The organism is Bacteroidales bacterium, from assembly GCA_031276035.1.
Classification (GTDB): domain Bacteria; phylum Bacteroidota; class Bacteroidia; order Bacteroidales; family BM520; genus RGIG7150.
This window is the reverse complement of record JAISNV010000010.1, coordinates 106,818-118,141: the sequence shown is the minus strand read 5'-3', so window position 1 is coordinate 118,141 and position 11,324 is coordinate 106,818. Positions and strand designations below refer to the sequence as shown.

Genomic DNA, 11,324 nt, shown 5'->3' with positions numbered 1-11,324 from the left:
AGTATGTCAATGCAAATGAGTAATTTTGTGATTTATAATATGAAGAGCCGTATGACGGGAGACTGTCACATACGGTTCCGTGAGAACGCAAGGGCGAAACTCCCTCGCGTGACTCGATTAGCGGCAATGTGCTGGCGACACAGCAATTTAGAAATGCGGTAAAAAAATATTTTATTCACCGCAAAAATGCGGGAAATATTTTGTATCTTTGCCGTATAATTATTTTTATATGTCAAAATACATTTATCAATACGAAAATTGGACTGATTTCACTTGGCAAAATGCGGCTGTGAGTGCTGTATTGGGCGAAGTTCGCTTATTACAAGGTAAGATTTTAGGACAAATTCATTCGTTTGGTTTTTCTTCAAAAGAGGAAAAAAATCTTGAAATGCTTACACTTGATGTGCTTAAATCGTCTGAAATAGAAGGCGAGAAGTTGAATTATGACCAAGTGCGCTCATCTATCGCTCGTCGCTTGGGAATAAATACGGCAGGACTTGTTCCCTCGCCTCGAAATGTTGACGGAGTTGTGGAAATGATGCTTGATGCAACTCAAAACTTCAAAAAACCATTAACAGAAGAACGTTTATTTGGTTGGCACGCTGCACTTTTTCCGACAGGTTACAGCGGAATACACAAAATCGAAGTTGCACAATTTCGTACCGAAGAAATACAAGTTGTTTCGGGCGCAATGGGAAAAGAACGAATACATTATGAAGCTGTTCCAGCAAAAGATGTAAAAGCGGAAATGAATAAGTTTTTTCTATGGATAAACAATGACAATATACGAATAGACTATGTTTTAAAATCTGCTATTGCTCATTTTTGGTTTATCATAATTCACCCGTTTGATGACGGCAACGGACGAATTGCACGAGCAATTTCCGATACGTTATTGGCTCGAAGTGAGAATAGTTCAGAGCGGTTTTACAGTTTATCAAACCAAATTCAGCAAGAGAAAAACATTTATTACGAAACGCTTAAAACTGAACAGCACAGTGAAGGCGATATAACACAATGGTTAGTTTGGTTTTTGACTTGTTTTAAACATGCGTTGCTTGAAACAGAAGAGAGTATGCAAAATATTTTACGCAAGGCAGAATTTTGGGAGAAACACAGAGAAACCTCAATCAACGAGCGACAACGATTGATGATAAACAAGTTGTTTGACGATTTCTTTGGAAAACTAACTTCTTCGAAATGGGCAACAATAACAAAAATATCTTCGGATACTGCATTGAGAGACATTAAAGATTTAATAGAAAAGGAAATTTTACAACAAGAAGAAGGCGGCGGAAGAAGTGCAAATTACACCTTGAAAAAATGAAATAAAAATGCACTGCCACCAACAAGCAGTTTGGCAAAATGCTTAGCGTTGTATGCCATATAGCGGCAGTACATACACAAACCGACTAAAAGTAAAAAACATCAATTCAAAAAAATATTGTACCTTTGAAGATAAAAAAAAGTAGTCATTTATGAGCCTCTTTCAGCAGAAAATCTTAAAAAAACAAATAACCGCTAACATTGAGAAAATCAACTATGCGTACAAATTATATGCTGATTATTTTCATAACCCAACCATTCAGGAAAATATCCGAAACAGCAAAGAAGAACAATTTCAGGAAGGATTTCTGTGGGAGCTCTTTGTGAAAGTGTTGGGTTACATGCTCAATCCAGCTCCGAACTACAACCTGATAACCGAAAAGAAAAACGAAACCAACTCCCGAAAAGCCGACGGAGCTATTCTTGTAAACGGCGATGTAAGAGCGATTATTGAGTTGAAAGATTCGAAAACTACCGACCTTAAAACGGTTGAAAGCCAAGCCTTCGGATATAAAAACTACAACCGCAATGCCGTTTATGTTGTTACTTCCAATTTCGAAAAACTGCGATTTTATATTGACACAGCAGTAGAACATATTGAATTTAATCTTTTTACGCTTACAGCGGATGAATTTGCCGTTCTTTGGCTTTGTTTGGCGTACGAAAACATAAGCAAAGACCTTCCAAAGTCGCTCAAAAACGAATCGGTAAGCAACGAAGACCAAATAACCAAAGAGTTATACAAAGATTATTCGCGGTTTAAGCGAGAATTGTTTGCCAACCTCACAGAACAAAATCCGCAATACGACAAGCTGTTGCTGTTCAAAAAATCGCAAAAGTTGCTCGATCGCCTGCTGTTTATTTTCTTTGCCGAAGACCGCAGCCTGCTTCCACCCAACTCCATTGCCGAAATTATCAACCAATGGGAAAAGTTGAAAGAATTGGACGAATATCGCCCGCTGTACGAACGTTTCCAGAAGTATTTCGGTTATATGAACACGGGCTTCAAAGGTAAAAAGCACGATATATTTGCTTATAACGGCGGACTTTTCAAACCCGATGAAATATTGGACAATATCTTTATCTCCGACGAAGTATTGCAGGAAAATTCGCTTCGATTAAGTCAATACGACTTTGGAAGCGAAGTCGATGTAAATATTCTCGGGCATATTTTCGAAAATTCGCTGACGGAAATAGAAGAGATAAGCTCCGCTCTATCCTCAACAATGGGGCATGCCCCATTGGCAATAAAGAATGCCTCATTGGCAATAGAGAATGCCCCCTTGGCAGTAGAGAAAAGCAAACGCAAAAAAGACGGCGTATTTTACACCCCTCGTCATATTACGACTTATATTGTTGAGAATACGCTCGGTAAATTGTGTGCGGAGAAAAAAGCAGAATTGGAGATTGACGAATCGGAATATTTTGCCGATAAAAAACGACAACTTGCCACCAAAAAGAAATTAGACGAAAAGCTGACCGCTTATCGCCAATGGCTGCTCAGACTGACTATTTGCGACCCGGCTTGCGGTAGCGGAGCTTTCCTGAACGCGGCTCTCGATTTTTTGATAGCAGAGCATAATCTTCTCGACGAAATGTCCGCCAAACTCTTAGGCGGAGGACTTGTATTTCCCGATGTAGAAAATGCTATTTTGGAAAATAATCTTTACGGCGTAGATATTAATGAAGAAAGCGTTGAGATTGCCAAATTAGCGCTGTGGTTGCGAACCGCCAAACCCAACCGTAAACTCAATTCTCTGAACGACAATATAAAATGCGGCAATTCTCTTATTTCCGACCCCGAAGTTGCCGGCGACAAAGCCTTCGATTGGCAAAAAGAATTTCCGCAAGTGTTTAAAGAAAAAGAAAAGAAAGCCTTTCATATCACGACAGCTATTCACGACAGCCGGACTTCTCAACGAATGATTGATTATAAGGTTCGTCAAAAACGATATAACGGCACTTTGCCCGAACCGCAAGTATATCCACTTAGTGATAACGATGAACAGATTATAACAGAGACCATTGCCAAAATAGTAAAAGAAGACGGACTCAATGTAATGGCGTACAATATTTGCGTAGATCATTTGCATTTGCTTTTGGTATGTGAAGAAGAGGAAGTTCCTAAAATAGTCGGAAAAATAAAGTCGATGACCGCACGAGCCTGTAATATAGCACGGGGCGTAACGATTCCATATAACAATGGGGCATGCCCCATTGTCAAAGAAAAGGAAACGGCATGCCGCCCTCTTGTCGAAGAAAAAAGAGGAGAAACGCAAGTCCCGTTATGGACGCAAAAGTTCGGTTGTAAGGAAATAACTTCCGATGAGCAACTGTGGAATACGGTAGAATATATCCGAAATAACCGCGTAAAACACGGACTCGCCGATAGCGATGCCGATACCACCAACAAGAGGGCATGCTCCCTTGTCAAAGAGATAGCCGAAATAGAAACCGACTTCGAACACGCTTTCCGTACCGAATATAAAGGCGGTTTTGATGTGGTGATTGGAAATCCGCCGTATGGAGCAAAAATCGACAATAAACAAATATCATTTTTGACAAAACGATTTGCAAATTGGGGAATTACCAACTCGATGAATGATACCTATTTTGTTTTCTATGCAATTTCATTGGAATGTATTTTGAAACAAAATGGAGTTCTTGGTTTTATTACTCCTAATACATGGCGATTGATTGAAGGAGCAAAAGATTTCAGAAAAAAAATATCGGACGGCGAATTTCAACTTTTACAAATAATTCAACACGCGAATAAAGTTTTTGCCGATGCCACAGTTGATTGTGACACATTAATCGTTCAAAAACAAAATCGGGCTGAAAATAATATCTCAATTTTATTCTTAAACAATTCAAATATTGATAATAAACACATTCTCCCACAACTGACACTTACAAAGCAAGATTACTACAATCTTTTTCTTACCGAAGAGGATTATGCGTTGAAAGATAAAATTCTTAAACAATCTGAACTTGTAAAAGACGAATTTATCATAAAAAACGGAGTTAAGCCTTACGAAAAAGGAAAAGGAAAACCTGCACAAACTTCGGTTACAATGCAAGAAAAGCCTTTTACTTCGGAAATTAAAAAAGATGATTCATTTTCTCCGCTTATTGGAGGAAGTTATTTTCATAGATACAAATTATTATGGAACCATGATTATTGGATACAATATGGCGAATGGCTTGCCGCTCCAAGAGATAAATTCATTTTTGAAGCGGAAGAAAAATTGATTTTCAGACAAACAAGCGATTGTTTAATAGGCGCTTTGGTGACAAAAGGGTTTATTATGCGAGATAATACTCACATTTTATTGAACAAGGAAGATTCTGACTACAATCTTAAATATGCATTGAGCATTTTAAATTCAAAACTCCTGAATTATTTTTATTGGACAATCAATCCTGAAAAAGGCGAAGTGATGGCACAAGTAAAAGCTTTTCATTTAGGATTACTTCCAATCAAACAAATTCCACTCTCCGCTCAACAACCCTTTATCGAAAAAGCCGATTTAATGCTTTCGTTGAACGCAGAACTTCAAACCAAACGCCAGCGTTTTATCTCACGGCTGAAAGATAATTTTGAGAATATAAAAATCACTGGAGCATTAGAGAAATTCGATGAATCGGACTTCAAAGGATTTGTCGCCGAACTAAAAAAACAAAAAATCACACTATCCCTCAAACAACAAGACGAATGGGAAGAATATTTTTCCGAATACAAAACGGAATGTAATCAACTATCTTCGCAAATAGCCGAAACGGTTTATGAATTGTATGGTTTGACGGAGGAGGAAGTGAAGATAATTGAAAAAACATAAAAAGAGATGCTTTATATAATAATGAAAATATAATACTTTTGTAAAATGGATAAAAAGAGAATGGAATATATTAAAAATCTTGAGACTCTTGACTTTCAAATTGAAAATCAAGATAACTCCTCTATTTATCTTGTTGATAAATTGGAGGAGTATATTAAGCAAGACGATGTCTCTCCGTACATTATAATTGCATTGGACAAAGCAAAACTATTCGATGCTGATGCTGTTTATTTTCGTTTTTTTGATGATAATCGTCCGCCATTAGCTCAGATTTATTTGTATGATAATATTCAAAAGCAAAAAAACTCTGAGTATTATGCTGAGAAACACCGCGAAATTTGGAGTAGTTGTGAAGTTGCCGTATTTTTTGTAATAGATAAAACAACAATAAGAATATACGACAGTAGAAAACCAGTTGAAACAAATAATGACGGGAGTATTAGCTCGAAAACGATTGATTGCATAGATTTCTTATCCGATGTTAATAATGCAATAAATAAATATCGAGCACAAAACTTTAACAATGGCAGTTTCTGGGAAAATCAATTGTCTGGAAATAACTTTTTGGATTCTAAAATTGCCTCCGAACGACTGATAAATGGATTACGCATTGTTCGAAATGAATTACGTAAAAGTAAACTATCATATGCTCTGATTGACAAACTTTTGATTATCTGTATTCTTATTAAGTATTTGGAGGAAACAGGGATAGATAAAAACGGAGAAAATTATGCATGTGCATTTTTCAAGAAAGCAACAGGGTATGAAAAATTAGAAAGTATCATATTTAACAATAAATTACATTGTCTCTTAACCGAATTAACAAAGCATTTCAATGGCGGAATTTTTCATATAGATGATAATTTCAAGGAGGAACTTCAAAAATCAGATATTAGCATTTTATCTCATTTTTTTGAAGCGGGATATAAAAATAATTTATTTGGATGGAAGGAATATTCTTTTGAACATATTCCTATTGAGTTGATTAGTAATTTTTATGAAGAATTTATTCCTAAAATAGGGACGAATAATAAAAAAGATACAGGTGCGGTTTACACTCCAAGTTTTGTGGTAAATTTACTAATTGACGAAAATTTGCCATTGAACAATTTAGACGAGAATATAAAACTTATGGATCCTGCCTGTGGTTCGGGAATTTTTCTCGTTGCTGCATACAAAAGACTTGTGCAGCGTTGGCGAATTAAAAATATTGCTCAAAATAAATTAGCTGATACTAATCCTAAAATATTAAAGGGTATCCTGTCAAAAAATATTTTCGGAGTCGATGTAAATCCCAATTCGATAAATTTGTCAATGTTCAGTTTGCAATTAGCATTATGTTCCATGCTAACTCCAAAGCAAATATGGACGGAACTTCAATTTATTGATTTAAAAGCGGATGGAAATCTCGTGCAAAAAGATTTTTTTGAGTATTTGATACAAGATAATACTCGCTATGATTACGACTTAGTAATAGGTAACCCTCCGTTTAATAAAAGGAAATTAAATGAAAAAACGTATGAGTACTATATAGAACTATTAAACGATAAATTTCCGATAAAATTTAAAAATCCTAAAAAAGAATTTGCCTTACTTTTTCTTGAAAAAGCAATGCACCTTCTTGAAGAAAAAAAAGGAAAATTATGTTTAATACTTCCTTCTGGCTCATTATTATATACCGATAATTCTTTGTTTTTCAGGAAGAATCTATTCTCGACATATAATATCAAACAAATTATTGATTTTACTTTTCTTCGTAGAGTTTTGTTTGAAGCTACAGTTGCCTCATTGGCTATTTTTGTTGATTGCAACCAACCAACAGAATTTCCTATATTACATATCACGGCAAAACGCACGAAACAAAGCAAAGAACGTTTTTATTTTGAGTTTGACCATTATGATTTTTATCAAGTTCCAAAAAATTTGGCTGTTGATAAATTGAATGTATGGAAATGCAACTTATTAGGTGGTTTCAGAGTTTGCGATATTATTGACAATTTTAATAAGATTGAACCTAACTTCAAAACTTGGTGTGCATCTAATGAAATAACAATATCAGGTACTGTATTTGAAGATGACTTGTTTGATGGAGTAGAGAAAAAGATAGTAAAGGAGTTATTATTGTTTGAGAAAGAAATATTCACACCTAAAAACAGACTTGATTGTTGGGGTATTAAAAAAAATATTACAAAAGGAATGTTCCCTACGGAAATTTCTGCTAAAGATTTCAAGAAAAGAACATTTGATGGGATTGAATTTAAGGGAACTCCTGAAAAAATACAATCACTGAAGAATTATTTTAATGAATATTCCGATTTAATCGCTTTTTATATTACGGCTATAAGTGGTCGGCAAGGGATTAGAAGTCCTTATGTGTTCGAATTGGTTGATTTAAAAGAAACTCCCTATTTCCCAAATCGGGATAATATTTCTGAATCAGACAAAATTATCATTGATGATGTAATAAAGTATACATTAGAAGAATTTGGACAAGGAGAAAAGTCGCCAATAAATACAGAAATTGCGAGTAAAGAAAATTTAATTGATTTTGCTCACATTTATTCCGAAAATCTGAATAGATACTATTCTTCTGATGGGAAACAGTATAAGTTGATTAACTTAATGCAAGGAGATGCTTATTTTGTTTGTGAATTAAAATACACAGATGAAAAAGTATCTAAAATATCTTTTGAGAAGCGAGAAGATTCATTAGTCGATTTATTGACAGAATGGAATCCGTCAGAAAGTGCAAAAATTCATAAAATCATACGATATTATGATAATGAAAATAATATCATACGAATAATCAAGCCGAAACAATTGCGATTTTGGTTGAAAAGTAAAGCATTGAGAGATGCGGACGAAACATTTGATGATATTCTAACACATTAATTATGCAGATAATTTCAAATAATACAGGTATTCCCCCATCTTCTCTACCCATTTATGAAAATTTATTTGGTTTCATTGAGTGTAGCTTGCCTGATTTTACTCCATTGAGCAAAACAAATAAAGGGAAACAAATTGACCAAGAAGATGATATTACCGAAGATTTGGTAAGTTTTTTTGAAGATAAAATAGAGTCTCTTAATTTGGATGAAAATAAAACATTCAAGTTTACCAATCAGAGTAAACAAGGTAGAAATAGAACCGATATAGGAGTCAGGCTTGGACGTAAATATCTTGCTAGTAATCGTCCTCTCTTCTGTTGGATTGAATCCAAACGGTTACCCACGCCTAACGCTGGAAAAACACGCGATGAAAGAGAATATGTAATTGTTGATAAGACTAATAAAAAATTCAAAGGGAATGGTGGGATTCAACGATTCAAAGAAGGCAAACATGCCTCTAACCTACCTTTTTCTGTAATTATTGGATATATTCAGTCCAATGATGCGTCCTATTGGCTATCGCAAATAAATGGTTGGATAACTAATCTTGAAAATGAATTTCCTATCATTTGGACTGCAAATGATTGTTTGCAAGGGCAAATGTCGGAAAAATGTAACAGATACGTATCTTTACATGAACGGGAGAATAATTTAGGACAAATTGTCCTACAGCACTTTTGGGTAAATATTTGATTTTTTGAAAGATATAATCATGTCCGACGATAAAATCCAACCCACCCAAAGCCAATTTATCCTCTATCAAGATGATAACGGCATAACCAACGTCAATGTCCGTTTTGATGGCAAGGATGTTTGGCTATCGCAACAACAAATAGCAATGCTGTTTGATACTACGCGCGAAAATGTTGTTCAGCACATTCGAAATATTTATCAAGAAGTTGAATTACAGGAAGAACGAACTTGTAAGGATTTCTTACAGGTTCAAATGGAAGGCAGGCGATCCGTGAAACGTAATGTTCCTAACTATAATTTAGATATGATTATCGCTGTCGGCTATCGTGTGAAATCGCAAGTTGCAACCCGATTTCGTCAATGGGCGACTCAACGCCTACATGAATATATCCAAAAAGGATTTGCCATTGACGATGAACGCCTGAAAGGAAACGGCAATCGCTATTTTAGGGAATTGTTACAACGCGTTCGAGATATTCGTTCAAGTGAACGCAATTTGTATCAGCAAGTAACCGATATTTATGCTACAGCAATTGATTACGACCAACAAGCCGATATTACTCGTCAGTTTTTTGCCATTGTGCAAAATAAAATGCATTATGCAGCACAACAACATACTGCTGCAGAAGTAATTTATCAGCGTGTTGATGCCGACAAACCAATGGTCGGCATGACCAGTTTTAAAGGAAATTATATTACACGAGACGATGTAAAGATTGCAAAAAACTACTTGTCGGAGAAAGAATTGCAAGTCTTGAATTTATTAGTATCTCAATATCTTGACTTTGCCGAATTGCAAGCTATCGAACAGCACACTATGACCATGCAACAATGGATAGAGAAACTGGATAATATTCTCTCTGTTGGCAATCGTCCTTGCTTAGCAATGCAGGAATGATCTCTCATAAACAGGCTATTGAAAAAGCAACTCAGGAATTTGAAGTTTATCGCCGCAAAGAAATGTTGCAATATGAAAGTGATTTCGATAGGGCAATCAAAGAGTTGAAAGCACAATCGGACAATAAAAAAGAAGAAGAAAATAATGGTTGAAATTCGCTGAATCCAAATTCAAATAATTATGTCCGAAACTCAAAATATAGAATACAAATCCTCATGGCGAGACGAATTTCTGAAATGGATATGCGGTTTTGCCAATGCACAAGGCGGAACATTATTCATAGGAAAAAATGATAACGGCAATGTTGTAGGTTTGAAAAACGCAAAAAAATTGTTAGAAGATTTACCAAACAAGATAACGGCAATTTTAGGCATTGTTGCCGATGTAAATTTGCACCAAACCGAGCAGGGCGATTATATTGAAATCATAGTTGAACCTCACTCCAACCCTGTGAATTACAAAGGCGAGTATCATCTTCGCAGGGCAGTACCAAGCAAGAATTAAAAGGTTCGGCATTGGATAAGTTTCTGTTGAAAAAGCAGGGAAAACATTGGGACAGCGTGCCAATTCCAAATGTTGCAATTGAAGATTTGTCGCTAATTGCCTTACAGCGTTTCCGCAACGAAGCCGCCCAAAGCGGTCGCGTTGACGAAGATGTTTTGAATGACGGCACCAAACATTTATTGCAAGATTTACAATTGATAGATGATACTTCGGGCAATCTGAAACGAGCGGCAATTTTATTTTTCCACCCCAAACCCGAAAGATTTGTAACGGGAGCTTACATAAAAATCGGCTTTTTTCAAGGCGATGACGACGATTTGGCTTTTCAAGATGGAATACACGGATCGCTAATGGAACAAATCGACAAAGCATTTGATTTACTGAAAAGTAAATATGTCGTTTACGCTATTTCATACGAAGGAGTTTCTCGACGAGAAAAACCCACTTTCCCGATAGCTGCTTTGCGAGAAAGTCTTCTGAATGCTATTGCTCACAAAGACTATACTTCGGGCGTTCCGATTCAGATTAGCGTTTATCCCGACCGTATTGTTTTTTGGAATTCAGGGCAGTTGCCTCATTCCATAACCATTGAAAAACTTTTGCAAAAACACCCTTCTATTCCGTACAATCCTGATATTGCCAATACGCTTTTCCGTAGCGGCGACATAGAAGTTTGGGGCAGAGGTTATCGCAAAATTATTAAATCCGTATTGGACAATAAGCAATTACCGCCTGTAATTAAAAATGTAGGCGGTTTAATGCTCACATATTACACTAACCGTACATACGCAACTGAAAGCGGAAAATATTAATGAAAAAATAATACAAATCATAAAATATGTGATTGCTAACGGAAGTATCAACAATTCGGAAGTGCAAAAATTGTTGAACACAAGTAAACCAACAGCGACACGCTTACTCAAACAAACGGAAAAGTGGTTGGAAATGAAAAATGTTGGAAGAAGAGGAGTTGAATACTATTTTAAACGAGGATATTAACGGCTCATTAACGGCTCAAAAATAAGTGTCATAATGCATATATTTCTGATTATCTTTTGTTTAAACAAATATTTAATGGCTCATAATTGGCACAATTAGAAAAATAAAGGAAGTGGAACTGAATTATACGGCATATAACAAGCAGTTTGCCGTAATGCGGGTGTCGCCCGCAGA

The 11,324-nt window shown here is 35.8% G+C and carries 7 protein-coding genes and 1 pseudogene; all 8 read left to right on the top strand.

Going from position 1 to position 11,324, the window contains the following annotated elements:
- The first annotated feature begins 229 nt into the window (after positions 1-229).
- The 8 genes and pseudogenes from LBP67_02655 (at position 230) to LBP67_02620 (ending at position 11,150) form a co-directional block, all read left to right on the top strand.
- A complete protein-coding gene (locus LBP67_02655) occupies positions 230-1,327 on the top strand; it encodes a Fic family protein (protein MDR2083879.1) in 1,098 nt (365 codons plus the stop codon).
- Positions 1,328-1,478: 151 nt separating this feature from the next.
- Positions 1,479-5,165 (top strand): N-6 DNA methylase, encoded by a 3,687-nt coding sequence (locus LBP67_02650; protein MDR2083878.1) that lies wholly within the window; start codon positions 1,479-1,481, stop codon positions 5,163-5,165.
- Positions 5,166-5,210: 45 nt separating this feature from the next.
- Entirely contained in the window at positions 5,211-8,057 is a 2,847-nt protein-coding gene (locus LBP67_02645) for an SAM-dependent methyltransferase (GenBank protein ID MDR2083877.1), read from the top strand.
- A gap of 2 nt (positions 8,058-8,059) precedes the next feature.
- Entirely contained in the window at positions 8,060-8,749 is a 690-nt protein-coding gene (locus LBP67_02640) for a hypothetical protein (GenBank protein MDR2083876.1), read from the top strand.
- Between the two features lie 19 nt (positions 8,750-8,768).
- Positions 8,769-9,799 (top strand): annotated as a pseudogene (locus LBP67_02635) (virulence RhuM family protein).
- A 28-nt stretch (positions 9,800-9,827) separates the two neighbouring features.
- Positions 9,828-10,151, top strand: a complete 324-nt coding sequence (locus LBP67_02630) for an ATP-binding protein (protein MDR2083875.1) — start codon at positions 9,828-9,830, stop codon at positions 10,149-10,151.
- Positions 10,152-10,162: 11 nt separating this feature from the next.
- Entirely contained in the window at positions 10,163-10,963 is an 801-nt protein-coding gene (locus tag LBP67_02625) for a hypothetical protein (protein ID MDR2083874.1), read from the top strand.
- A complete protein-coding gene (locus LBP67_02620) occupies positions 10,959-11,150 on the top strand; it encodes a winged helix-turn-helix transcriptional regulator (protein MDR2083873.1) in 192 nt (63 codons plus the stop codon). The genes LBP67_02625 and LBP67_02620 overlap by 5 nt, the downstream gene beginning before the upstream one ends.
- The last annotated feature ends 174 nt before the right edge of the window (positions 11,151-11,324 follow it).

What these genes read in the sequence shown, in the direction of transcription:
- LBP67_02655 (MDR2083879.1), top strand. Translation starts at nt 230, where the DNA reads ATGTCAAAATACATTTATCAATACGAAAATTGGACTGATTTCACTTGG.
- LBP67_02650 (MDR2083878.1), top strand. Translation starts at nt 1,479, where the DNA reads ATGAGCCTCTTTCAGCAGAAAATCTTAAAAAAACAAATAACCGCTAAC.
- LBP67_02645 (MDR2083877.1), top strand. Translation starts at nt 5,211, where the DNA reads ATGGATAAAAAGAGAATGGAATATATTAAAAATCTTGAGACTCTTGAC.
- LBP67_02640 (MDR2083876.1), top strand. Translation starts at nt 8,060, where the DNA reads ATGCAGATAATTTCAAATAATACAGGTATTCCCCCATCTTCTCTACCC.
- LBP67_02630 (MDR2083875.1), top strand. Translation starts at nt 9,828, where the DNA reads ATGTCCGAAACTCAAAATATAGAATACAAATCCTCATGGCGAGACGAA.